Consider the following 25616-nt stretch of genomic DNA (forward strand, 5'->3'; position numbering starts at 1 on the left):
ATGCGGATTGCAATGATAGCGGCTATGGCCAATAACAGGGTAATTGGCAAAGACAACCAGATGCCCTGGCATTTACCGGCTGATCTGAAGCACTTTAAAAAAGTGACTTTAGGCAAGCCGGTGATTATGGGTCGCAAAACTTATCAATCTATAGGTAAGGCCCTGCCCGGACGACGTAATATTGTTATTAGTCGGCAGAGCGGAGCACTCAGTACTGATGCAGACTGGGTGCAAAGCATTGAGCAAGCACTGGCTTTAGTCCAGCACGAAGCTGAAGTGATGGTCATAGGCGGTGCAGAGATTTACCGTCAGGTGCTGCCTTTAGCTGACACTCTCTATATTACTGACATAGATTTGACGGTAGAAGGCGATGCCTTTTTCCCTGATTATCTGGCTGAAGCAAGCTGGAATCAGTCTGCATTAGAACAACATACTCCCGATCCTAAAAACCCCTATTTTTATCAGTTCCGCACCCTGAACAGAGAATGAACAAGTCTTCATTGCACCTGTTGTCACATGTTGTTACTATGGATTTGTCTGTTTTTTGACTGCTTCAGGAGTAATGTATGAAATTGTTGCCAGCAGTGTTCTGTGGTGTAGTGGTGGCAGGTGCAGTATTAGTGTCCCCGGTGGTGCATGCTGACGACCAGTTAGCAGCTTCGATGTGTGACTATGTCAAGGCTGACGATAAGAATAGACTACGGAAAGTATTAAGTGACTACCGTCTGCGTCTTCGTAACATCTATGATGGTGTGACGTGCAACGGTGACAGTTTAGTTCGGTTTGCGATAAAAAGTAATGCAGCTGATGTGGGTGAGTTTATTGTGAAACAGCTGCCAGCAGCTCAGGTTGCGGCGTCAGGTGATATTGCCTGGGCTGAAGGCAACGGCTTTGCAGCCTCTCCTTTGTTGGCAGTATTAAAAGAGCGAGCGGGTGGCGCTGAGTAATTCACTTACTCGACAAGCATAAAAAAATCCGCCATCTGGCGGATTTTTTACATGTGATCGTAACCAGTTCAGACTTTGAACTGGTCTACAGATTGGCGTAACTCTTCAGCTAAACGAGCCACTTCATGGCTGGACTGAGAGGTTTGCTCAGCGCCTGAAGCTGTTTGTTCGGCAATAGTTACAATAGATTCTAACAAATGGCTGATTTCGTTAGACACCTGATTCTGCTCTTTGGCAGCGTGAGAGATCTGTTCACTCATATCGTGCGCTAAATGCACGGCGTTAGTGATAGATTCCAGCGCCTGAGCGGCCACCTCAGTCTGAGTCACACAATTTTCAGCCTGCTTCTTACCTTTGTTCATGGCTTCTACCGCAGCATGAGCACCGGTTTGCAGCACCTGAATCATCGCCTGAATTTCCTGAGTGGATGCTTGAGTTTTGCTCGCCAGAGAGCGAACTTCATCTGCTACCACCGCAAAACCACGACCTTGCTCGCCAGCACGTGCTGCTTCGATAGCAGCGTTTAATGCCAGCAAGTTGGTTTGTTCTGCGATGCCACGGATCACATCAAGGATACTGCCGATTGAAGCGCTGTCTTTATGCAGTTTATTGATCACAGTGGAAGCCTGATCCACTTCTTTAGATAACTGCAGTATGGTCTGCTTGTTATTTTCAGAAATAACCTTAACCCGTTCAGCTTCGCTATCTGCGTTCTTAATTTCGGCCAAAGCATCATTTGAGCTTTGCATTACACCTTGTGAGGTGCTGCTCATCTCTGTAGTGGCTGTCGCTGCCTGAGTCACCTGAGATTTCTGCTCGCGAATGGCTGTAGTGGTTTCTACTGTAATGGCAGATGTCTGTTCTGACGCTGCGGCAAGCTGCGTAGAACGTGAAATAATACCCTGGATCAACTGACGTAAGTTGGTAATTACCTGGTTGCAGTTACGCGCCAGATCGCCAAATTCATCCTGAGCTTTATCATCCAGGCGTTTGGTTAAGTCACCTGAAGCCACTACACCTAAAATTTCGTTTACTTTAGACAACGGCACTGTGATGCTGCGCACTGTTACCATAGCAATACCCACGGCCAAACCAATAGAAATCAGTACAACCAGAAAGATGGTAGTAATAGCCCCAGACACATCAGACTGGGCTTCTGCCTGAATTTCTCCTGCTACAGTACGAGCTCTGGATAACAGACGGTTTAAGCCATCTAGAGCTGTTTTATTGTGACCTTCAGCCTGAGTCAATAATTTTTGCGCTTCAGCTGAGGCTGCCAGCATTTGTGCTTTTAAGCTCAGAATACCTTCATCGCCAGCAAGTAATTCATTGATCGCAGTAATTTTTTCCTCTAAATCAGCGACCATATCAACAGCAGAACCAGCTTCAGTTCTAATGGTGTTCATTTGCTGGTTAACGCCTGCTAAACGTGAAGTGACTTCATTAGAAATAGTATCTGCTGTGGTTGCTGAGGTGGTACGGGTTAAATCCACTACGACGCTGACCAGAGTGTTTAAACCAGTCTCGAGTTCCGTGCCTGCTTTGCTTGCTTCAGGAAAACGGCGGGTCACGTCTCTGATATCACTGAAATCCAGCAGTAAAGAGGCTGAATCATCGGAGTTCAATTCAACATCAGATAACTGAGAGGCAATTTGATCTCGTAAACTCAGGCTTTTACTTAATTCAGCGAAAAGCTTTTTACTGATAGGGGTAAAGTCAGTGTACGCGGCTGAAACTTCTTTAAAGGAGTTCGCCAGTGTTTCTTCTTCTGAAACTACAGTTTGTAATGCTTTAGCTGCGGTATCGTATAAAACCTGTTCTGCGCCGAATTGAGTTTCTAAATCTTTTACTTGTTTTACTTCAGTGGCATAAAAAGCCTGCAAACTGATTTTGCTCATTTTGACAAATTCACTTTGCAGCACCGCACTGTTTTCAAGTGCCGGGATAGATATTTCATTTACTTGCGTGGTTGAGGCATTGATACTATTCAAGCTCATGTACGAGGTAATACCGATCACCAGCAGCAGTAGTGAAATAACACCAAAACCACCAATAATCCGAAGTGCTACCGTTAACTTCATAACCTTACTCCCAGTATCCAGGCTAAAAGGGCGTCATTGGCCCTGTCACCACACAATAAACAATTCAAAATAGAACATTTTGAAACAACGTCGCATTATAGCGTTATTTTTAGTCAGAAACACTATAACGCTGTGCTGTCTCAATACAATAGGCTGTTAAAGAATTTCCCCAAACAGCACCGGTATCCAGCGCATTAATTCCCTCAACAGGGCTATATCCCATCAAGGACGCCCAATGACCAAAGAAGATCTGTGGGTGTGGTTTGTGTTTCCAGAAGTCATACCACGGGACGAGCGTACTTACTTTTTCCGGGTGGCGCTTTTCTTTGAGTTCAAGTGCGCCATTTGAAAGACAAAAACGCATTCTGGTGCAACTGTTAATAGCGAAACGCCAACGATCTTCATTAGTTTTCGCCTCAGCCCAAAGAGCTGGGGTATTGCCATACATGACTGCAAGTAGAGTTTCGGGGGATTCTCTTAGTATCTGACTGACTTGCGCTGCTGTATCCAACGCTGTCTGTAAGTCCCAGTTCGGCGCTAAACCTGCGTGGACCAGCAACAGGTCGCGCTCTGGTTCAAAATACATCAGAGGTTGTTGCTGTAACCAATGGATTAGTTCCGGCAGATCAGGGGCATGAAGTAACTCATCCAACTGGTCCTGTGGATCTACTGCGGCTAAACCATAAACACAGGCTAAAAAATGTAAATCATGATTGCCCAACACTACTTTAGCTTTATCTCCTAAAGAGCGGACAAAACGTAAGGTAGCTAATGAATCAGGACCACGTGCAACCAGATCGCCACAAAACCACAATTCATCCACCTGTGGATCAAACTGGATTTTAATTAACAGCGACTGCAACTGTTGAAAGCAGCCCTGAACATCTCCGATCACGTAGCCAGACATAACATCAATTCAGAATATTGGGCAGAGCTAAACGAAACAAAGGAATGGCGGCTTTAAAACATAATTGGCTTTGGCTGGTCATTTCATAATGACCTTGCATAGTGCCTACCGGGGTTTCCAATACTGCACCACTGGTATAGCTGTAACTTGAGCCAGGTGCCAGTTGAGGTTGTTCACCTACCACACCCTCACCATGCACTTCAGTTTCCTTGCCATTCGCATCAGTGATAAGCCAATAGCGTTTGAGTAACTGCACTGTTTCAGTGCTATGGTTTTTAATGGTAATGGTGTAAGCAAAAACATATCTGTTTAGTGCAGGGTCAGATTGAGCTGCCACATAAAATGTCTCTACTGAGACAGGAATTTCAAAACTCAGACTCATAATTGTTGTTGCTCGTGCTGATGCAGCCAACGGGCGATGCCAATAAATTGCTCCACGCTTAATTGTTCAGGGCGCAAGGTTGGATCTATTCCCATTTCGATAATTTGCTCCGCTGTTGCAAAGTTGCTAAAGCAGTTACGCAAGGTTTTACGGCGCTGGTTAAAGGCTTCCAGGCAGACCCTGTTTAATACTGCAACAGGCACATCCTGGCGTTCTGAACTTGGTTTTGGGATAAGCCGAACTACGGCCGAATGCACTTTAGGGGCTGGTTTGAAAGCTCCAGGCCCCACCTCTACCACTGGCATCGCATGACAAAAAAACTGGGTCATGACAGATAAACGGCCATAGGTTTTGGAGCCATGGCCTGCTGTCATACGCTCAACCACTTCTTTTTGCAGCATAAAATGCATATTTTCAATATCGTCTGCATAGTCGAACAGATGAAACAACAGTGGGGTAGAGATGTTGTAAGGCAAATTACCGAATACTTTTAACTTTTTGCCTGGTTGTACTAACTGGCGAAAATCAAATTTCATCGCATCAGCCTGATGGATAGTCAGCTTATCTGCCAGCACAGGATGCTCCTGTAAACGCTGGGCCAGATCTCTGTCCAGTTCAATCACAGTTAAATGCCCGGATTTTTCGGCCACAGGCTCAGTGATCGCTCCTAAACCGGGGCCAATCTCAACCAATACATCTGTTGGTTTTGGGCTGATAGCTTTAACAATACGTTCAATGACGACAGGGTCGTGTAAGAAGTTCTGACCAAAACGTTTTCGTGCTGTGTGTCCCAGGTGTACTTTATCTGTCATGTGATAACTTGGCTCTTTGCGCTAAATAAATGGCTTGTTCCAGGGCGTGGAATAAACTTCCAGGGTCGGCTTTTCCTGTGCCGGCTAAATCCAGCGCAGTACCATGGTCGACTGAGGTTCTGATTAAAGGTAAACCAAGGCTGATATTCACCGAACGTCCAAAGCCTTTATGCTTCAGAACAGGCAAGCCTTGGTCGTGGTACATAGCTAAGACGGCGTCGGCATGGTCCAGATATTTAGCCTGAAACAGCGTATCTGCCGGCAAAGGCCCCACCAGATTCATGCCTTGTGAACGTAATTCTTCTAAAGCGGGGCTGATGATATCTATTTCTTCACGACCCAGATGCCCGTCTTCTCCAGCATGCGGATTTAACCCACAGACGTAAATTACCGGGGATTCAATAGCGAATTTGTGCTGTAAATCATGATGTAACACAGAGATCACTTTGTGTAAGCGTTCTTTGGTGATGGCTTTGGCTACATAAGCCAGAGGGATATGAGTCGTGGCTAGAGCAACCCTCAGACCTTCGGTTGCCAGCATCATCACTACATAAGGCGTATTCGATAGATGCGCAAAATATTCGGTATGGCCGCTAAACGGAATACCTGCTTTATTGATAATGCCTTTATGGACCGGACCCGTAACTATGGCGTCAAATTCGTCAGACATGGATTTTTCGCCCACATACTTTAAGGTCTCTACCACATAACGACCATTCGCTTCATTGAGCTGGCCTGGAGCTACAGCGGCTTCTAAAGGGAAGTCGACATAAGTCAGAGTACCAGCCTTTTGTGGTTGTGCAACTTGAGTCGGGTCATAAGGTAAAAGCTGAAGCGGCAGGTTTAATACTGCCGCTCTTTGTTGTAACACTTCGGCGTTGGCACAAACTACAAGCTGCACTGGCCAGTCTTTTTGCGCCAACATCACCACCAGATCGGGGCCTATACCAGCCGGTTCACCAGGGGTGATTGCAATCCTTAATGTCATTCAGTTTCCGCCAGCACTTCTATAAAGGCCTGATCACGCAACTCACGCAGGAAGTTGGCTTGCTCTTCGTTGAATCGGCGATTGAACAACATACGGTACACTTGATCCTGTTTTCTTTCTGCGGTCATGTCGACAACACGTTTCTCTAATAACTGTACAACGTGCCAGCCATGTTCAGTACGGAAAGGTTCGCTAACTTCCTGTAATTGCATATTGTTTAAGGTATCGCGGAAGGCCGGTACATACATAGCAGGATCTGCCCAACCTAAATCACCACCTTTGAGTTTAGAGCCCGGGTCTTCAGAATTGGCACTGGCAAATTCGGCAAAATCAGCTTTGCCAGCTTTAAAGTCGACAACAAACTGCTTCAAGGTGTCACGGGCTTTTTCTTCACTCATGATAATGGATGGTTTAATCAGTACATGACGTGATTTAACTTCATTCATTTCAGCGACGTTGGCACCACGAATATCAAAAATAGTCAGAATATGAAAACCGGCACCTGAACGTAACGGACCAATCACATCGGTTTTCTTTTTGCCACGAATAGCATCAGAGAACAAGGTTGGCATTTCGTTAATATTCATCCAACCCATATCACCACCATCCAGTGCTGTGCTGTCAGATGACGACGCAATGGCAATCTTTTTGAAATCGCTGCCTTCACGCAACAATTTCATCACTTTGTCGGCGCGATCTTTTGCGTCATTGATCTCTTCGGTGCTGCCCTGATTTGGTATTGAAATCAGAATATGACCTACATTGTATTGCTCGTTGGAGGCGCCTTGTTCTTCCATCACTTTCATCAGGCTGTCTATTTCCTGTGGGCTGATGTAGATACGACGTTGCACATTAGCGCGTAACACTTCACCAGCGGTGATTTCCTCACGGAAGCGTTCACGAAATTGCTGATAGTCCCCTTCTTCTTGCACTATACGTTGCCGAAATTGTTCCATCGTCAGGTTTTCGCCGCGAGCAACGTTTTCCAACGCCTGATCCAATTGTGGATCGGTGATTTGCAGACCCATACGGGTAGCCATTTGCATTTGTAAACTATTGCTGATTAAACGTTCCAGAGCCTGAGTACGTAAAGCCCGATCAGAAGGTAAGGTCTGGCCCTGGCTTTGCGCATTACGCTTTACCTTATTGACCATATCAGTCACTTCAGTATCCAAGACGACACCGTTGTTAACTATAGCTGCAATACCGTCGATCTTCTGTTCTGCCGCCTGGCTCGAGAAGGCCAGAAATACGGCCACAGAGCTGGCAATCAAAAGTTGTAACTTCATAGGTTCCTACATTAATTATTTAGTAAATATGGGCGTCTATAACCAAAAATTCCATTCGATAACATGTCGCTGACAGAGAAGCCAGCACCCTCACCAAAACCTTTTAATACAAACTGTACGGCTATACCGTTATCAAAAGTCGGAGGTTGGGACAAATCATTCAGTGCCAATTCAAGGTTGGTATTGATTTGGCGCTTAGCTACCACACGAATTGCCCAGCAACAGGATTCATATTGCAAACCGAGGTTAGCTTCTATCATATGATGCTTGTTGATGTCACGATAATAACTGGCAATCAGTTTCCATTTATCATCAATAGGTGTGGTGCCTAAAAAGCCTATTTGTGCAATTTCGTAGTCTGAGACCTCACGACTGTAGCGGTGGTTCAACTGAAACAGACTTTTATCATCTGCTATGTAATCCAAAGTCACGTTGCTTTTCACCATACGCTCATTGCTTGAATCATACTGCAATGCGGTATTTAAGTACCAGCCTTTGCTCCAATTCCACAAAAGCTCGGATGCCAGCACTGAATCGGCAGGTTGTTTGGCGTCGGGCACTATGTTGTCTATGGGCTGCGGATCATTCAGGAATATAATCTGACCAAGGCTAAAGCGGAATAATTCGGTATCCTGTGAGTCATAAAGACGAGTTGTCCAGCCCAGAGTGAATTGGTTGGTATCGGCAATTCGGTCAAGACCCGAATATCTGTTTTCACGGAATAAACCATAATAATCGTCTTGCAAAGGCGCTGTGTCATACAGGCCAATCATCGACTGGTCGCGATAGGGAATATACAGGTATTGTATTTGTGGTTCAAAAGTTTGTAATGAATCGGCATTTTCCCAGCTCAACTCTCTTTCCATATTCAGTTTGGCGTTGATCTGGACTTTGGGCACTGTTCTGTTGGTGTCTTTTTGAACGAATAAACTGTCTTGATCGGTATTTTGTTGGTAACGGGTATGCAGCAAGCTGGTTTCTGCGACTAACTCGACGGCTGGTGTGATTAAAGGCCATCGAATGCTGGGTTCAAGATGTAAACGGTCGGCGCTGGTGATCAGGGCGCTGTCATTGCGAAAATGAGCGTATTGGCTGTGCCAGTTAAATTCAAAACCAGCAGCTAAATCCGTTGGTGCGGCAGAGCTGAGATCAATTTGTGGCAAAGCAGCATAAGAAGGCGAGTAATTTCCGAGGATCTCAAAGCCTTGCAGACGGATTTCTGAATTCAGGTAATCCCCGAAATAATTCAGGCTGGCTTGCCGGTAAAGTTGAGTGTCACTTTGGTTATTGTAATCCGATCCGAGTTCAGACAAGTAAGCGTCGTCGCTGACATCAGTAAAGTCGACACTGGCGCGCCACCGGTCTGATAAATCGCCACTATGGCTGAAATGAGTTAAATAGCGACTGCCAAAACCTGCGGGCTTGTCGTTGTCGTCAGGTAAGATTTCCAGTTGCAACTGGCCACGATGATCTTCCGTCAGATAACGGAATTCGGTGTTCAACTGAGCACCTCGTTTACTCATAAAGCGCGGGCTGATAGTGGCATCATAGTTATCGGCCAGATTCAGGTAGTAAGGTGTTTCAAGATCCACCCCTAATTTCTGTGAGCTGCCAATTTTGGGAAACAATAAGCCACTTTTGCGCTTATCACTGACAGGGAAGGTCATGTAAGGCAGATAAAATACAGGCACATCCTGAATTTTAATAACCGAATGCCAGGCTTCACCCCAGCCATCATCGGCGTTAATATTAATTTTATCTGCATGCAGGGCCCAACTATTGTCGTTGTCTGGACAGGTCGTAAAACTGGCTTCGGATAAATTAATTTGCTTTTTATCAGCACTCATCTCTTTGGCATAACCGCGGCCAGACTGACTAATCAACTTATAGTCCGCTTCACCTAATATGGCTCTGTCTTCTTTGAGATGAGCCGTGAAATGACTGCTGCTAACTTTTAAATCCGGACTGAAGTATTCAATGCCGCCGCTGGCAAGCAAGGTCTGGCTTTTTTGGCTGACCTGGGCATTTGCGGCATTTAGCATAGTGTCGCGGTAGATGATTTCTATATTGCCATCAAATAATGCCGTTTGATCTTGCATCATTCGGATGCGGTCAGACAATATTTGTAATCTGTTATCTTTTGCTGACAGCTGACTCAACTTTGCCGGGATATCCACAGCACCATAACATTGCTGGATAGGTTGAGGTGTTTGCTCTTCTGCATGGGCAAGATAAGGAATACCAAGCGCCATGATAATAAGGCGATAGATCAAAGAATGAGTCATGCAACCTACTTAGTACACTATGTGAAACAGGTGAAAAGGACCAGAACACCGGGTCAGCTATAATAAATCAATTTTCCGGATCCTGCTAATCCGTTATAGTGCTGGCTTTGACCAGATGACGGGGGATGAAGTGCCAGCTCGAATGCAGTTAATTCAAAGTTTTTTGACGGCGTGTTTTCCTGGTGAAGTTATTCACCTTGATCCTATTACCGGGGATGCCAGCTTCAGGCGCTATTTTCGCTTTTCCGTCGCTCAAACCAGCTACATTCTGATGGATGCACCAACACCAACAGAGGATTGTGGTCGTTTTGTTGCGACCCAGCAGGCATTTGCGCAGGCAGGTTTAAAGGTTCCCCGGATTATTGCACAGGATATTGAGCAAGGCTTATTACTGCTGGGTGATTTGGGCGACACCTTATTGTTATCCAGACTGACACATGACACTGCTGCTACTTTTTATCGTCAGGCATTGGCACAACTAACTCAGATCCGGACTATCAGCGCGACAAGCGCAGGACCTTTGCCAGTATTTGATCAGGCTTTTTTATTGCGTGAAATGCAGATCTTTATTGATTGGTTTGTGCTGCAGCACTTGCAACTTAGCTTGACTGAACAAGAACAAAGCATGTTGCAGCGGCATTTTCTGTTGCTTGCAGAATCAGCACTACAGCAACCTCAGGCAGGTATGCATCGTGACTATCATGCCCGAAATTTGATGTTGCAGCCGGACGGTTGTCTGGCTGTGATTGATTTTCAGGATGTGGTGACTGGCCCTGTAACCTATGATGCCGTGTCCTTACTGAAGGATTGTTACGTCAAGTGGCCAGCTGAGCTGGTTCAATCATTAAGCCATGAGTTTTACAGCAACCTCAAAGCAAAGGCTGAGTTGCCTCTAGAGGTTAGTGCTGAGCAGTACCAGCTTTGGTTTGATTGGATGGGATTGCAGCGGCATATTAAAGTCTGCGGTATTTTCTGCCGCTTGTACCATCGTGATGGAAAATCGGGTTATTTGGCTGATTTACCTCGTGTCTTTGAGTATGTGCTTGAGGTCACGCAGTTGTACCCACAGTTGCAGGAGCTGGATCTGTGGCTGAAAAATAAAGTCAAACCTGCACTGGAGGCTATGGCCTGAGATGAAAGCAATGATACTGGCTGCAGGTCGTGGTGAACGGATGCGACCTTTAACTGATCTGTTACCAAAACCACTGTTAGCTGTGGCTGGCAAAGCATTGATCCACTACCATCTGGAAGCGCTCCGTGACGCCGCAGTGCAGGATATAGTGATTAACCATGCCTGGCTGGGTCATTTGTTGCCACAGCATTTAGGCACTGGTCAGCAGTTCGGGGTGAAGATCCGCTATTCGGATGAAGGTGCCGAAGGACTTGAAACGGCCGGAGGTATAAAAAAGGCGCTGCCCTTGCTGGGTGATGCGCCTTTTATGGTGATCAATGGCGATGTATTCAGCGATTATCCTTATCAGCAATTAATGGATAAGTTGGCTCCTGATAGTTTGGCTCATCTGGTATTGGTACCTAATCCTTTGCAGCACCCCAATGGCGATTTCGGTATCAGTGCAACAGGTTTGGCTTTGGCTGAAGCAGAGCAGTGTTTTACCTTTAGTGGCATTGCTGTTTACCGCCCTGAGTTTTTCAGTGCTGTGCCTGAGGGCAAGCAAAAATTAGCACCTTATTTACGCCGGGCTATGGCGCAACATCAAGTGACGGCAGAGCTTTATCAGGGGGTATGGCACGACATTGGTACTGTGCAACGACTGAATGAATTGTCGGCGCAACTGGAGTCTGAACATGTGGGGTAAAATTCTTGGTGCCTTATTTGGCATGGCTCTGCTGAAGATCCCTGGTTTATTTCTTGGTTTATTGATTGGGCACTGGTTCGATAAATCCTATGGCGGAGCATTCGCCAGTCGTGGCGGTTTTAATGGTTTTTCCCGCGATACGTCTGAAGCTCAGGGAATTTTCCGTTACAACACTTTTGCAGTAATGGGCCATATAGCTAAATCTAATGGGGTAGTCACTAAGTCCCATATTCAGCAAGCAACTGTTTTTATGGACCAATTAGGTTTAACAGCAGCGCAGAAACAAGAAGCTCAGGCGGCTTTTCGCCATGGTAAACAGGCGGACTTCGCTCTGTTAGAACAGTTGGCTGAATTTAAATCTGCGTACAGATCCAGGCCTGATTTGTTGCTGATGTTTTTGGAAATTCAAATCAGTACTGCTTATGTTGATTTACATCTAAGCAGCGCGGAGCAGAGAATACTGACACAGGTTGCTTCTGCGCTGGGGATCAGTGGTACTCAACTGGAGCAGATGTTGAGTCGTTACGAAGCTGAAGCACGTTTTGCTAAAAGCAATGGCGGCGGAGCTGTTGACACAGGACATCGTTTGACAGATGCCTACAAGATTTTAGGCATCAGCGCAGACAGTTCTGAAGCACAGCTAAAAAAGGCTTACAAAAAGCTGATGGCGCAACATCATCCTGACAAGCTGATGTCACAAGGTTTGCCACCTGAGCTTATGGATGTTGCCAAACAAAAAACTCAGGATATTCAGGCCGCTTACGAGTTAATTCGTAAGCAACGGACTTAATCGCGGAAAAACATAAAATAGACTGCGCCCAGCAAGCACAAGCCTGCATAAACATAATTCCATTTAAAAGGCTCCCTCATATAGAAAACAGCGAATGGAATAAAAATACTTAAGGTGATCACTTCCTGCAGAATTTTCAGCTGAGCCAGGCTGAGGACCTGGTGACCTATCCGATTGGCAGGCACCATCAGCATATATTCAAACAATGCTATACCCCATGAAACTGCAATAGCTATATACAGAGCCGAGCTTTTAAAATGTTTGAGATGACCATACCAGGCGAAGGTCATAAAAATATTACTGGCGGTCAGCAACAAGACCGTTTGAACCAAAGGTGACATAGTCTGACTTCTCCGCTGACGAATGGCAGGAACATGAATGTCGCATAGTGTAATAGGTTTTTAGTAGGGGAAAAGTTAATTTTAATAGCCCTGATAGCTTAACCAGCCATAAATTTCTTTAAATACCTGCTGTTGAGTTTCAGCTTGCGCACTAAGCCCACTGATTTCCCTCTGACGATAAAGTAATTTTTGTTGTTGCCTGGCCAGTTGTTTGCGTAACTGCCATTGAGCGGCCACTTGCTGGTTACCTTGTTGTTGTATCAAGTCCAGAGTGGGAACCTGTTGTTTTGCTATCGCCAGAGGCAGGCTACGTTGTTGCTCTGCTGCAGGTAAGTAAGCCTCCAATAAAATCAACGATTGCGGTTCCTGCAGTTTTTTGTCTGCATACAGCTGGCTTATTAAAGCTGCACTGCTGCCTTGAGCCACAATAATTACAGTATTGTTTTCCGCCATAGCACTTTGCATAGCTACTTCAATGCGTTGTTGTAACTGGTCTTTGTAGTTTTCTAAGGCTTGCTCATCATCCTGTAAAGGCGCGTCAGGCACTGCAATTGCTAGCGTATCCCAACCATAGTCATTAAACTCTTTTCGCAATAAATTCAGATTTTTCGGGCTTGAGGCATGCTGGGACCAATCTGGAATAAATAACATAGTGCCTTTTACTTTTGCAGTAAAAGCAGCCCTTTTTAACGCCAGAAAGCTTGTATCTCCAGCCAACAATTCTGTGATTTCATCTGCAGGTAGCTGCCAGGTCAGATCGGCTTTATGCCATTCCTCCATAGAGGCGGCGGCAGCAACCTGAATGTGTGCGCTAAACAGCAGCAAGGCAAAAATTTTCGACGACATCCGATGGTGCTCTGAAAAGCTGAACTTGAGTAGGATATCGGCAGCCACTGGCGAAACTTTACCAAACAGAGTGAGTTAGCCTGGTGATGAATAGATACAAACAAAAAAACCGCCTTGCGGCGGTTTTTTTAGTAGCAGAGATTAACGCTCTACTTTTTCTTTGATAGTTGCAGTTACAACAGCTTCAATGCGGCGGTTAGCAGCATGTGCAGCTTTAGTATTACCTTCAACTTTCGGACGTGACACACCGTAACCTTTTACTGTTACACGATTAGCACTGATGCCGTGTTCGTTTAACAATACTTTAGCTACAGCATCAGCACGACGCTCAGATAATTTCAGGTTGTATGCAGCGCCACCAACGTTAGAGGCGTGACCACCGATTTCAACATCAGTACCAGGGAAACGTTTTAAGAAAGCCGCTAAGTCAGCGATTTCTGAATTGTATTCTGGTTTGATAACAGCTGAATCGTTGTCAAACTGAGCTTTTAATGTGAAGTTCACTTCTTTTTCAGTGAAGATTGAACAGCCAGTTGCATCTACTTTATCAGTAGATGGAGTGCCTGGGCACAGATCGCTTGAATCAGGAACACCGTCGTTGTCGCTGTCTGCAACTACAACAACAGGAGCTACTGGCTCTGGAGCTGGAGTAGGTTCTGCTACAACAGGAGCATCACCAAACAGCACTGACATACCTAATTTAATGTTGGCGTCTGCAAAACTGTCACTGATACCCTGGAAACGGTTCATTTCGCCGAACAGAGATACGCGATCATTTAAGTACTGACGGTAACCCACACCGATGTTGATTGCAGAAGCATTATCAACTGTTTCGATGTCAAGGCGTTTTAAACCACCTAACAGGTACATGCCTGAACCTGGAATGGAGTACAACACATCCAAACCTATGCGCTCGCCATCGATTTTATCGTCGGTGATTAATTGCTCTAAACGTTGTTTAGCGAATTCCAGACGTAAAGCCCAGGTCTCGTCCAGGTTGTAACCTAATTCAACACCGTAGCCCCAGCCTTTGTCTGCGTAAGCCCATTCTGAAGTTTGGGTTTTGTCACCGTCTGGCATGTAGTATTCACCAAACACAGAACCGAAAGCACGGTCGCTAACTAAAGGTTTTGAACTATCTGCTAAAGCAGCTGTCGAAAGTAATGTTGCCATAATGGCAATTGCGCTAGTACTTAGTTTCATCCATATCTCCTAAGAGGTAAATTGCGGCTGCTATTCTATTTGAGTAAAATATTTAGTCAAATCTAGCTGCTCGTTATTACGAATTTAAGTCAGATGTCCATCTGACTTCTTACCGTTGTGCTAAGTTTACCTTAAATAACTGAACCTTAGGTTAACAAAGCCATCAATTACTGCTGTTCCTCTGATTAAAACGGGCACTCAACGTCAAAATATAGCTCAGTTCCTGAGGTTGGGTGTTTTAATGTCAAAGAGCCAGCATGTAATTGAAGTCGAGTCACTGAACTTTTTCCTTGCTCAGTTCCATAAAACTTATCCCCAAGTATCGGATGTCCTAACCATAACATATGTACTCTTAACTGGTGAGAACGCCCTGTAATGGGAGTAAGTTCTACTTTCGTTTGGTGTGGAGTTCGCTCCAACACTTTAAAATACGTTAAAGAAGGCTTACCAGATCCAAAATGCACCATTTGTTTTGGTCGGTTAGGCCAGTCACAAATCAAAGGCAAGTCAACAGCACCTGAATCGACAGACACCCTGCCTTCCAGCAAAGCAAAATAACGCTTTTTGGTCTGACGCAACTCAAACTGTTTATTAAGATCGCGCTGACTTTGAGCATGCATTGCCATTACAACCAAACCTGAAGTCGCCATATCCAGTCGGTGTACTATACGAGCCAAAGGCCAGACCAAGCGCACCCTGTAATCCAAACTGTCTTTGTGTTCAGGCGCTTTTCCCGGCACTGTCAGTAGACCACTGGGTTTATTCAGTACCACAATATCCTGATCCTGGTACACAATATCCAGATAAGGTTCTTTTGGCGGCTTGTACTCAAGTAACATTGTATTCACTTTTAGTCATGACTGACAACTACTACCCGCAACGCATCAAATTTTAACCGAGCTTTACTGATGTAATCTGTTAATTCTTGTTGCTGTTTTTGTAAATGTACAATTTCTTCCGGTCGCACGGACGGGTTCAATTTCTGCAGGGCCTGCAAGCGTTCAATCTGAGCATTCAGCTGTTGTTGCATCAACTGCTGGGCTTGCTGCTGAACTTCAATTAAACGCGCTGTGGCCAATTCCTGCGCTTTACCTATCAGCGGGTGAATAAAGCTTTGTAAGGCTTTTACCATCTTGGCTGCAGGTTGTCGGCCTACAGGCTTTAATTGCTTATTAAACTGCTCAAAGCCAACATTTGCAGCCAGATTTTTCCCATTCTTTTCCAATAACAAACGCACTGGAGTGACAGGCAAATAACGACCCAGTTGCAGCTCTTTGGGCGCGCTGGCTTCAACGATAAAAATAAATTCAACAAAATAAGTACCGGCAGGCAGAGCTTTATTCGGCAACAAGGCCACAGAACTGTTGCCCATTTGCTCATTGGTTAAGATATCTAAAGTGCCTTGAACCATAGGGTGATCCCAGCTTAAAAACTGAATATCTTCCTGTGCCAAAGCGGTGGCCCGGTCAAAGGTAACGCTGACACCATCGTCGTCCAGCATAGGGTAGTGGCTGTGCAAGTGTTCCGACATAGTCAGCACCATACTGTTTTCGCCGCGGTCGTCCTGATTCACACCCAGAACATCCCATGCCCGTAACATAAACATCGGCAGACGGGTTTCATCATCCAAAGTGGCGATAGCATCAGCCAGTTCACGGGCCCTACCTCGACCTGAACTATTGATTTCAAGCAGTTTATCGCGGCCTTGCTCCAGCTTTTGTTTCAGTTGCAGGTTCAGTTCTGCACTTTTTGCGATAAGCGCCTGTACAGCATCATGATCTACTGTGTTGGCAGAAAGCAGCTCAAACAGCTCAGTAGACACTTGTTCAAATACGGAACGCCCGGTTTGGCAGGTTTGACTGAACGCCTGTAAACCCTGCTGATACCAGTCCAGTAGTACCTGCTGAGGATGGTTAGCAAAATAAGGGATATGGATTTGAATATCCTGCGTCTGACCTATACGGTCCAGACGACCTATTCGTTGCTCAAGCAAATCCGGGTTCAGTGGTAAATCAAATAACACCAGATGATGAGCAAACTGAAAGTTACGGCCTTCACTACCAATTTCTGAACAAATCAGCATTTGAGCGCTGTTATCTTCCTGAGCAAAATAAGCGGCTGCCATATCCCGTTCGACAATAGTCATACCTTCATGGAATACCGATGCGCGGATACCTTCACGAACCCGAACTGCCTCTTCCAGTGCGATAGCTGTATCAGCGTGAGCACAGATCAATAAAAATTTGCTGCGTTTATGTTGTTTCAGTAAAGCAATCAGGTGGTCAACCCTTGGGTCAAACTGCCACCAACTGCTGGCTTTGCCTTCAAACTCCTGAAACACCCGCTCAGGAAATAAACTGGCTTTGGCTTTTTGCTCAAGGCTTTGTTGCTTATTAAAGGCTTGCTGCACTTTTAACGCATTTTGATATTGTTCAGGTAGGTGCAGGGCAACAGCTTTGGGCTGACGTTGTGGAAAGCCTGAAATAGCGCTGCGGCTATTGCGGAATAAAATCCGGCCTGTGCCATGACGGTCCAGTAATTGGCTCAGTAACTGCTGTTTTACCTGATTAATTTCATCATCGCTGCTGTTCGCATCTTGCAAAGTGGCTAAAGCGGCTTTGATGTCGCTTTCAGCTAACAATTGGCTTAGCTCTTGGGCGGAAGCCTGGCTTAATGGCGTTTGCTCCAGCACAGCGGCCGCCAAATCGGCAATCTGTTTGTAGCTTTGTTCTTCTGCAATAAACGCCTGATAGTCATGGAAACGGTTTGGGTCTAATAAACGCAAGCGGGCAAAATGACTCTGATGACCCAGTTGATCAGGAGTGGCGGTCAGTAATATTAAACCTGCTGTGCCTTCTGCCAGTTCTTCAATACGTTGGTATTCAGTGCTGGCTGCTTCCTCGCTCCAGTGCAAATGGTGAGCCTCATCTACCACCAATAAATCCCAGTCGGCTTCGACAGCTTTTTGGTGATGGCTGCGCTTTTTAACCAGAAATTCCAGGCTGGTTAATATTAACTGTTCAGTTTCAAAGGGGTTGCCACCATCCAATGAGGATTCAATACAACGTTCATCATCAAAAATAGAAAATTTAAGGTTAAAACGGCGCAGCATTTCCACCAGCCACTGATGTTGCAGTGACTCAGGTACGATCACCAGCACACGTTTGGCTAAACCCGCCAGCACCTGCTGATGGATCACTAAACCCGCTTCAATGGTTTTACCCAAACCTACTTCGTCCGCCAGTAATACACGCGGCGCATGGCGTTTTGCTACTTCTTCGGCGATGTAAAGTTGATGCGGGATCAAACTCATTCTGCCGCCGACTAAACCTTGCAACGGGCTTTGTTGCTGCTGATGTAAATGCTGCCAGCTTTGGTAACGCAGAGGGAAGGTTTCAAAACGATCGACCTGACCAGCGAATAAGCGGTCCTGTGGTTGACTGAAGCTAATAAAATGGTCGAGAAATAATTCACGCAGTGCGACAGTCTCATCTGTGTCGGTGCGGGTGCCATGATAAATAAAACAGTCGTTTTTACTTTCTACTTCACTGATGAGCACTGAGAAACCTTCGGCACTTTTGACTGTATCGCCCGGGTTAAACTGTACACGGGTCAGCGGTGCTTCCAAAATGGAGTACAGGCGGTTTTCACCACTGGCGGGGAACAACAAAGTCAGCATCCTGCCTTCCTGCCCAATCACAGTACCTAAACCTAAATCCGACTCACTGTCGCTGATCCAACGTTGACCCAAAGCAAATTTTATCATCTTGTCCTCACTGCAGAAAATGGCGCGCCATGGTACAGCGAAAAGCCTGAGACCGCATCAGCTGTCATGACGTATTTTTTTTCCATAGATTAAAAATCGTCATCTATTGGTCATACAGGCAGTGCATTTTTGCTCTAAGCTTAGATCAAATGAATAAAAGCACTGACATCTTCCTTCCCACTGAACCAAAGCATCAGGGAGCCAGTCAGAGTTGAAGTAAGGATTGTTGTATTTTTGCCATGAACTTTCATGGTTTTTATTGTCGCTAAGGAGCTGCTTATGGCGCGAAGAAGAGCTAAAGATAAAAAAATATACGTTCTGGACACCAACATTCTGCTGCATGAACCTTTCGCCTTCTTAAACTTTCAGGAACACGACGTTGTCATCCCGATGACTGTGCTCGAAGAACTGGACCATATCAAAGACAAACACAAAGACGTCAGCCGAGAGGCCCGTATTGCTATTCGGGCGCTGGAAGATGTTTTAAAAGACGCTTCACCTGAAGAGATGCTGTTGGGGGTTGCTTTACCCTGCCATCTTGAAGAAAAAAATGCCGGTCATTTGTTTATCATCAACGACCATCATATCAGCGACCAAATCCCCGGCTTGCCCGGCGGTGAAAATGACCATCTGATTATTAATACCGCTTTATTTTTACAGCGGGAAAAAGCGCCGACCAAAGTGATACTGGTCACCAAAGATATTAATATGCGCCTGAAAGCTAAAGGGGCAGGGCTGAAACTGGTTGAAGATTACCGTACTGACCAATTGATTGATGATGTGCGGTTTTTATACAAGGGCTATTACAAGTTTTCCGGCGATTTCTGGTCTGTGGTCAAAGATTGCCGCACCCATAACGAAGGTCGAGACACCTATCATTTTGTACCTCGCTCCGTACTGCCTAATGCCTACCTGAATGAGTACCTGATTGACGAAGCTGAAACTTTTGCTGGCCGGGTGCTGGAAATCAATGAACAGGAAATCAAAATTCTCGATTTGGGTTTTGAGCGCCTGATGCACAAACATGCCTGGGGTATTCACCCGAAAAACATTTATCAGGCGATGGCACTGAATGCCTTGCTGGACCCTGATATGGATTTAGTGATCCTGACCGGGCCTGCAGGTTGTGGTAAAACTCTGATTGCTTTGGCTGCCGCGCTGGAGTTGGTGATTGAAAAAGGCCTGTACGACAAAGTAATAGTCACCCGCAACACGCCGGAAATTGCTGAGTCTATTGGCTTTTTACCTGGCACCGAAGAAGAGAAAATGGCACCTTGGCTGGCAGCTATTACCGATTCATTGGAAGTGCTGCATAAAACGGATGAACACCCTCATGCCAGCGTGCAATACATTATGGACAAAGCCAACATCCAGTTTAAGTCTGTGAACTTTATGCGTGGTCGAAGCATCCAGAACGCGATAGTACTGTTGGATGAATGTCAGAACTTAAGCGCAGCGCAGCTAAAAACTATCATCACCCGCTGTGGTGAAGGTACCAAACTGATTTGTTCCGGCAACCTGTCGCAAATCGACAGCAATTACCTGACGGCAGTGACCTCGGGTTTAACTTATATAGTGGAGCGTTTTAAAAACTTTGAAGGCAGCACGACCGTTAATCTTAATGGTGTGGTGCGAAGCAGGTTGGCATCTTTTGCTGAGGCCAATTTGTAAAGGATTTAAAAAAAGCCCCGCTTTGCTGCGGGGCTTTAACACTTCTGCACTATAGCTTTGATTTCTCTGCAGGCAGTTAAACCACTTTAAATTTTCTGCGTGCAACAGCAACTGCAAACAATGCCACTATACTCAACCAGCCAAAACTGCCGCTGTCTTCTTCAATAATCACAACCTGCGGTCTGTCATAAGAATAATCTTCCAGTGGAAGTCTTGATAAAGCAGGTTCGTCGAATCCTGAAATTTCGGCTAACAAGTCATTGTAATCGGCATCATAAATCCGGATCACCAAATCGTAATAGGCTGGCGGCAGGCTATGCAGCAGCTCACTTTCTATCGCAAACCAATCATCTGCACTGGTACCGTATAAGGTAAATACAGAGCTGGTATGGATGATGACCTCAGGAGCGCCGGCACGTTTTAACGCAAAATGGGCATAGACTGGCACCGAGGTATAGTTGGTGTCGGCGTCAAAACGAACATAGAGGCTATGATAAAAGCCGTTATTATTTATATCTGAATCAAATGAAATATCTATGGTATCAAACCAGACATTGTTTTCGACACTTTGAATTAAAGCGCCGCTGCTGCGCAGTGTTGCTTTAGGTTTGGCTGTCGCAGCCAACTCAGACGGCAACGCAAATGACTCTTTGGTGGATGCGACTTCTGCAGGCGCGGCCAGAGTAAGAAAAGGTGTTACAACAAATAAACTGACCAACCAAAATTTACGCATACACAGAGCCTCCTAAGCTTTGGTATCATTACAGGCCAATGGCCATGAATACTGGCTGAACTCTTTTTAAGTGAACACATATTTTGAAACTGACAAAAAAGCTCCAGATCACAGAGGCACAACAAGCTATTGACGCTTTGGTTGCTGCTGCACCACAACTGAGTAAAGGTCGGCTGAAAGATGCCATGAATAAAGGTGCGGTGTTATGGCGGCGTGGTAAACAAAATAAAAGGTTACGCCGTGCTCAAGCGGATCTATTACCTGGTGACAGTCTGGAACTGAATTACGACGAGCAATTACTGCAGCGCAGTTGTGAGCCCGCAGTTCTTATCCACGAAGCTCGTGGTTATAGCGTCTGGTTTAAGCCTGCCGGTATGTTGTCTCAAGGTAATGAGTGGGGTGATCATCTGGCTTTGTTACGTTTTGCAGAGCTGCACTGGCAAGGCAAGCGTCAGGTATTTTTACTGCATAGGTTGGACCGGGAAGCCAGTGGTCTGGTGTTAATAGCCCATACTAAACAAGCCGCAGCTGCTTTTAGTCTGATGATGCAGCAGCATAAAATCGACAAAGAATACCGGATTGAAGTCAAAGGTCAGCTGTCCGAAGAATTGCTGGCAAAAGGCGTTTTGACTACACCGCTGGACGACAAAGCCTGTAGCACAGAATTTGAACTGGAGTCTTATTCAGAAGAGCGCCGCAGCAGCACCATTAGGGTGAAGCTGATCACCGGACGTAAGCACCAGATCCGCCGTCATTTTGCCTTGGCTGGACACCCTGTGATGGGCGACCCTGCCTATGGTTCGGGTAATAAAAACGAACAAGGCTTGATGCTACAAGCGGTGAAGCTGAAGTTTATTTGTCCCTTTCGTAAAACCGCTATGGAGTTTGAACTGCCAACGAATTTAATGCAGATTCAAATCTGAGCCAATTGTTGCTGTAGTTTATCAGTCAATGAAATGCCATTCGCCTGCACTTCCAATAAGCCCAGGCTGATGGCATTAAATAAATCCTGCCTCAGGTTCTCAGCTTGCCAGGCGCAAGGGCGGCTCTGATTGCACTGATAGTGGAATTCTATAGCTCCTTGCAGCCCTTGCTGTTGCGCCAAAAACAGGCTGTACCAGACCAGCTCACGCAATGCATCTAAGTCCTGCTCACAAATGCGTTCAGACAGCAGCGAGTGCAAAGGTAAAACCGCTGAATGAGCCTGATAATCTGAGGCTAAGCTTTGGAGCAACTGATGTTGCAATTCGTGAGCTTTCTGCTCTGAAGCGCAATACAACCAGAACTCCTGATCCTGCTCAACCCAAAATAATGCCTGGTCTAACAGTGTTCTGAACTGAACGAAATCTGAGCTGACTTGTTGTATGCCTTTGCTCAGCAGGGCATTCGTTTGCGCCGGAATGACCACCAGCAGTTGTCCCTGAGTTTTAGCTTTGTGATGATGCAGCATTAATTCGGTAAAACTTCGCCACTGCGGTTGCTGCACCAAGGTGCCTGAACTAGTTTTTTTCTGCTTATTCAACACCAAAAGCAAGCCAAAAAAGGTAATTGCCAGCAGAGCCAAACTAATCAGCAACCATTGCCGGAGTTGTTGTTGCTGCGCTTGATGCACCTGCTGTTGTTTTTCTTGCTGCATCTGCAATTCAAGGCTGCTTTGCAGGCTATCCAGCTGTAGTTTGCTGTCGTCATTGAGCTGAGCGATCTCCAACTGATTGGCAGACTTTTCCAACTGATAGGCTTGTTGCCATTGTTGTTCCAGAGCTGCCAGTTCCGCACTTAAGGCTAAATGTTTATGCTTAAGATAGCCGGCCAGCTTATCCGGTTGTGGTGCAGCTTCGGCCAGTAATTGTGTTGCTGCACTGTAATTTTGTTTTTTGATAAACACATTAACAAGAAATAATGCGGTCTCAGATTTGATGGACTGGGCCGATACCTGGCTGGCCAGTTGATGGGCTTTGATCAGCAACTGCTCGGATTGATCCAGATCGTTTTGCTCCAGTGCCAATTCTGACAAACTGACATAAGCTGAGATCAGCATATGGGGATCCTGGCTATCCAAAGCTAAGTTCAGAGCATTGTTGTAAGTGGCTTTCGCTTTGTCGATTTGTTTAAGCACCAGTTGGCTGTCGCCAATATTAATCAGCGCATTGACCTGACTGCTCTGGCTATCTAACTGCTGATAAAGCCTGCCAGCCTCTTCAAAATGCTGCAATGCCAGCTCGTGTTGTCCAAGCTTCTGATAGGCCATACCCAGACGCATATTGATCGAGGCAATGGCTTGTTGATCTGCCAATTCAATAGCAAGCGGTAAAGCTGATTTAAAATGCTGATAGGCTTTGGTCAAATGATTGTTTTGTAAATGCAGGCGGCCCAACATGATCATTGAATCCAATTGACGCTGTTTGTCCGCAGCCTGAGTCGCCAGGGCCAGACTTTGTGCAGCGGCTTTCATCGCGAGCTCCGTGTTTCCTTGCTGATTGTAGGCTTGCGAAAAACTTTCCAGAATGTCCATTCGCAGTGCCAGCAGCACCGGGCTGTTTTCCTCTGGCAAAATAGCCTGTGCCAGTTTTAGCTTTTCAACCGCAAGCGCAGTGTCGCGGTAAAACACACCATAAGTTAAAGCCTGCATTAATAGAATACGAGCTGCAAGCTCGGTGTCGGGTTCTAACGTCAGAGCTTTATTGCTGAACTCCAGCGCAGCCTCTTTGTTTTTAAGCACATAATGGCTATAGGCCAACAGAAAATAGTCAGTTGCAGTCCGTGCAGCTTGAGTTTGCTGTGCATCGAGTTGGCTCTGCGGATTGGCCTTGGTTTGCTCTAATAATTGAGTTAAATCCGTCGCATAGGTGCCAGCAGTAAACAGCAGCAAAAAAAAGCAGAAAGCAAAGCGCATGCGGAAGTACTCCAAAAAATAGACAACGCAGTGTAACTGAAAGAAAATCAGACAGCCAGACCAAAACGACGAGGTGCTTAGTGACTGAAAATGTTAGCAATTTATGGCTGAAACAGTGGCTTTTTTATAGCCTGAAAGCTCAACTGATGAAGCCAGACTTTATAAATAAACAACTTAGCAGATTAAGTCAGCTTCAACCGTCACAGCCTTTGATTATAGGCATCAGTGGTGCTCAGGGCAGTGGAAAAAGCAGTCTGGCAGCAGCTTTACAAAAGTTATGGTCAGGATTAGGTGTTCAGACTGATGTGGTGTCTTTAGATGATTATTATCTTGAACCTGACCTAAGGCTAAAACGAGCCAGGCTCTGGCATCCACTTTTTGCTGAGCGCGGAGTTCCTGGCAGCCACGATATAGCACTGCTGTTGTCCCAGTTACAAAATTTCAAAGCGGGCGAAGCTCAGCACTGGCGTCGTTATGATAAAGGGCAGGACAAAGCTGCAGCAGCAGCGCCAGTAACAGATGCACGATTGTTGATTGTTGAAGGCTGGTGTGTTGGGCTGAAACCACAGCCGGATCATGAACTGCTGCAGCCTATCAATGCACTGGAACAACAGCAGGACTCTAATGCGGTATGGCGGCGTCAGGTTAACCACCAACTGAATGGCGATTATCAACTTGTCTGGCAAGAGTTGGACCAGCTGGTTTGGCTGAATGCGCCGGACTGGCAGGCGGTTTGTCGCTGGCGATCCTGGCAGGAACAAGCTCTGCAACAGCAGGGTTTAGGAAAAAGCCCTGCACAACTTGAAGGCTTTATGTTGTACTTCCAGCGTTTGACGCAACAGAGTTGGCGACAGCTACCGCAGTGTGCAGATTTTATTCTGGATTTGGACTCGCAACATCACTTTATTCGTCTTACACCTGACGAACAGGTTGCTGACGAATAAAGGCTTGCAGGTTTTCCGACAGTTGCCCCACCAGACGTTGCATCGCCTGACGACTGGCCCAGGCGACATGAGGGGTCACAATCAGATTAGGAATCTGCTGGCTAAGCAGTGGGTGGCTGACAGGTGGTGGCTCAATGCTTAATACATCCAAAGCTGCTCCGGCCAGGCGGCCATTTATTAAAGCGTCCGCCAGCGCCGGTTCATCAATCAATCCACCTCGTGAGGTGTTAATCAGCAATGTAGTGGGTTTCATCCAGCTTAAGGTTTTGGCGTTGATCAGTTTTTCGGTGGTCGCAGTGAGCGGGCAATGTAAAGACAACACATCGGCCTGGCGCACTGCGCTTTCAAAGGTTGTTCGGCCTGGGCGAATTTCTGTGGCATCAGGTCGTTCAGCTAGCAGTACTTTCATACCAAAAGCTGCTGCCAGACGAGCTGTGGCCTGACCTAAATCACCGTACCCCACCAAAGTCATGGTTTTATCCGCCAGTTCTTCTATAGGTTGCAGGTGCAGACAAAACTGCGAACTCTGACTCCAGGCCCCTTGTTGCACCGCCTGATGATAAGACTGAATATGGTTGGTCAGTTGCAACAACAAGGCAAAGACCTGCTGGGGCACTGCAGTACCGGCATACCCCTGAGCATTACAAACCACTATGCCTGCTGCCTTGGCTGCAACTAAATCGACCATATTCACACCTGTAGCTGCAACCAGAATACAGCGCAGTTCAGGTAAAGCCGCTATAGCTTTCGCATCCAGCGGAACCTTATTACTGATGACGACCTGCGCTCCACCGGCATGAACAAGCAATTGCTCAGCGCTGGTTTGGGGATAGAGGGTTAAACTGACATCAGCTAACCGGAGCGGACTCAAATCGGTTTCAGCCATAGTGGCTGCATCAAGAAAAACGACTTTAGTCATGA

General features: G+C 46.1%; 23 protein-coding genes. 8 read left to right on the forward strand and 15 right to left on the reverse strand.

Annotation, left to right across the window (positions count from 1 at the left end):
- Positions 1-489, forward strand: coding sequence for a type 3 dihydrofolate reductase (folA, locus tag LSG37_RS04665; protein ID WP_233078770.1), 489 nt, complete (start codon positions 1-3; stop codon positions 487-489).
- A gap of 77 nt (positions 490-566) precedes the next feature.
- Positions 567-947, forward strand: a complete 381-nt coding sequence (locus tag LSG37_RS04670) for a DUF3718 domain-containing protein (protein ID WP_233078771.1) — start codon at positions 567-569, stop codon at positions 945-947.
- A gap of 68 nt (positions 948-1015) precedes the next feature.
- Here LSG37_RS04670 and LSG37_RS04675 read toward each other — a convergent pair whose 3' ends face one another.
- The 7 genes from LSG37_RS04675 to LSG37_RS04705 all read right to left on the reverse strand — a co-directional run bounded on the left by LSG37_RS04675 (position 1016) and on the right by LSG37_RS04705 (position 9691).
- Positions 1016-3028, reverse strand: coding sequence for a HAMP domain-containing methyl-accepting chemotaxis protein (locus LSG37_RS04675; RefSeq protein ID WP_233078772.1), 2013 nt, complete (start codon positions 3026-3028; stop codon positions 1016-1018).
- A gap of 109 nt (positions 3029-3137) precedes the next feature.
- Positions 3138-3935 (reverse strand): symmetrical bis(5'-nucleosyl)-tetraphosphatase, encoded by a 798-nt coding sequence (locus tag LSG37_RS04680; RefSeq protein WP_233078773.1) that lies wholly within the window; start codon positions 3933-3935, stop codon positions 3138-3140.
- Positions 3936-3939: 4 nt separating this feature from the next.
- Complete coding sequence (apaG, locus tag LSG37_RS04685; protein WP_233078774.1) at positions 3940-4317, reverse strand: Co2+/Mg2+ efflux facilitator ApaG/CorD; 378 nt, start codon at positions 4315-4317, stop codon at positions 3940-3942.
- Positions 4314-5129, reverse strand: coding sequence for a 16S rRNA (adenine(1518)-N(6)/adenine(1519)-N(6))-dimethyltransferase RsmA (gene rsmA, locus LSG37_RS04690; protein WP_233078775.1), 816 nt, complete (start codon positions 5127-5129; stop codon positions 4314-4316). Before rsmA ends, apaG begins: the two co-directional genes overlap by 4 nt.
- Positions 5119-6117, reverse strand: a complete 999-nt coding sequence (gene pdxA / locus LSG37_RS04695; RefSeq protein WP_233078776.1) for a 4-hydroxythreonine-4-phosphate dehydrogenase PdxA — start codon at positions 6115-6117, stop codon at positions 5119-5121. Before pdxA ends, rsmA begins: the two co-directional genes overlap by 11 nt.
- A complete protein-coding gene (surA, locus tag LSG37_RS04700; RefSeq protein ID WP_233078777.1) occupies positions 6114-7406 on the reverse strand; it encodes a peptidylprolyl isomerase SurA in 1293 nt (430 codons plus the stop codon). Before surA ends, pdxA begins: the two co-directional genes overlap by 4 nt.
- Before the next feature lie 11 nt (positions 7407-7417).
- Positions 7418-9691: an LPS-assembly protein LptD gene (locus LSG37_RS04705; RefSeq protein WP_233078778.1), complete on the reverse strand. Its 2274-nt coding sequence runs from the start codon at positions 9689-9691 to the stop codon at positions 7418-7420.
- Positions 9692-9833: 142 nt separating this feature from the next.
- On the opposite strand from LSG37_RS04705, the gene LSG37_RS04710 reads away from it, so the two are divergent.
- The 3 genes from LSG37_RS04710 to djlA are packed head-to-tail and all read left to right on the forward strand — an operon-like array spanning position 9834 to position 12298.
- Entirely contained in the window at positions 9834-10823 is a 990-nt protein-coding gene (locus tag LSG37_RS04710; protein WP_233078779.1) for an aminoglycoside phosphotransferase family protein, read from the forward strand.
- Between the two features lies 1 nt (position 10824).
- The gene (gene murU / locus LSG37_RS04715; RefSeq protein ID WP_233078780.1) at positions 10825-11508 is read left to right on the forward strand and encodes an N-acetylmuramate alpha-1-phosphate uridylyltransferase MurU; all 684 of its coding nucleotides are present in this window, start codon (positions 10825-10827) and stop codon (positions 11506-11508) included.
- Complete coding sequence (gene djlA / locus LSG37_RS04720; protein WP_233078781.1) at positions 11498-12298, forward strand: co-chaperone DjlA; 801 nt, start codon at positions 11498-11500, stop codon at positions 12296-12298. The genes murU and djlA overlap by 11 nt, the downstream gene beginning before the upstream one ends.
- Here the strand turns inward: djlA and LSG37_RS04725 are convergent.
- The 5 genes from LSG37_RS04725 to rapA form a co-directional block, all read right to left on the reverse strand.
- Entirely contained in the window at positions 12295-12639 is a 345-nt protein-coding gene (locus LSG37_RS04725) for a DMT family protein (protein ID WP_233078782.1), read from the reverse strand. The two genes, djlA and LSG37_RS04725, sit on opposite strands and share 4 nt — an antisense overlap.
- Positions 12640-12720: 81 nt before the next feature.
- Positions 12721-13485, reverse strand: coding sequence for a DUF3530 family protein (locus LSG37_RS04730; protein WP_233078783.1), 765 nt, complete (start codon positions 13483-13485; stop codon positions 12721-12723).
- Positions 13486-13626: 141 nt separating this feature from the next.
- Positions 13627-14688, reverse strand: a complete 1062-nt coding sequence (locus tag LSG37_RS04735; RefSeq protein WP_233078784.1) for an OmpA family protein — start codon at positions 14686-14688, stop codon at positions 13627-13629.
- A 185-nt stretch (positions 14689-14873) separates the two neighbouring features.
- Positions 14874-15527, reverse strand: coding sequence for a pseudouridine synthase (locus tag LSG37_RS04740; protein ID WP_233078785.1), 654 nt, complete (start codon positions 15525-15527; stop codon positions 14874-14876).
- A gap of 11 nt (positions 15528-15538) precedes the next feature.
- Positions 15539-18454 carry an RNA polymerase-associated protein RapA gene (rapA, locus tag LSG37_RS04745; RefSeq protein WP_233078786.1) on the reverse strand — a complete coding sequence of 972 codons (2916 nt, stop codon included), beginning with the start codon at positions 18452-18454 and terminating at the stop codon, positions 15539-15541.
- Between the two features lie 279 nt (positions 18455-18733).
- Here rapA and LSG37_RS04750 point away from each other — a divergent pair, with 279 nt between their 5' ends.
- Entirely contained in the window at positions 18734-20125 is a 1392-nt protein-coding gene (locus LSG37_RS04750; protein WP_008899305.1) for a PhoH family protein, read from the forward strand.
- A 76-nt stretch (positions 20126-20201) separates the two neighbouring features.
- Here the strand turns inward: LSG37_RS04750 and LSG37_RS04755 are convergent, their stop codons facing one another.
- Positions 20202-20858 carry a choice-of-anchor H family protein gene (locus tag LSG37_RS04755; protein ID WP_233078787.1) on the reverse strand — a complete coding sequence of 219 codons (657 nt, stop codon included), beginning with the start codon at positions 20856-20858 and terminating at the stop codon, positions 20202-20204.
- 83 nt (positions 20859-20941) lie between these two features.
- Here LSG37_RS04755 and LSG37_RS04760 point away from each other — a divergent pair, with 83 nt between their 5' ends.
- Positions 20942-21781: an RluA family pseudouridine synthase gene (locus LSG37_RS04760; RefSeq protein ID WP_233078788.1), complete on the forward strand. Its 840-nt coding sequence runs from the start codon at positions 20942-20944 to the stop codon at positions 21779-21781.
- Here the strand turns inward: LSG37_RS04760 and LSG37_RS04765 are convergent.
- Positions 21772-23751, reverse strand: coding sequence for a tetratricopeptide repeat protein (locus LSG37_RS04765; protein ID WP_233078789.1), 1980 nt, complete (start codon positions 23749-23751; stop codon positions 21772-21774). The genes LSG37_RS04760 and LSG37_RS04765 overlap by 10 nt on opposite strands.
- An 80-nt stretch (positions 23752-23831) precedes the next feature.
- Here LSG37_RS04765 and LSG37_RS04770 point away from each other — a divergent pair, with 80 nt between their 5' ends.
- A complete protein-coding gene (locus tag LSG37_RS04770) occupies positions 23832-24695 on the forward strand; it encodes a kinase (protein WP_233078790.1) in 864 nt (287 codons plus the stop codon).
- Here LSG37_RS04770 and LSG37_RS04775 read toward each other — a convergent pair.
- Positions 24664-25614, reverse strand: coding sequence for a D-2-hydroxyacid dehydrogenase (locus LSG37_RS04775; RefSeq protein WP_233078791.1), 951 nt, complete (start codon positions 25612-25614; stop codon positions 24664-24666). The genes LSG37_RS04770 and LSG37_RS04775 overlap by 32 nt on opposite strands.
- Positions 25615-25616 lie beyond the last annotated feature (2 nt).

Origin of the sequence: Rheinheimera soli (assembly GCF_021290985.1) — a bacterium.
GTDB lineage: Bacteria > Pseudomonadota > Gammaproteobacteria > Enterobacterales > Alteromonadaceae > Pararheinheimera > Pararheinheimera soli.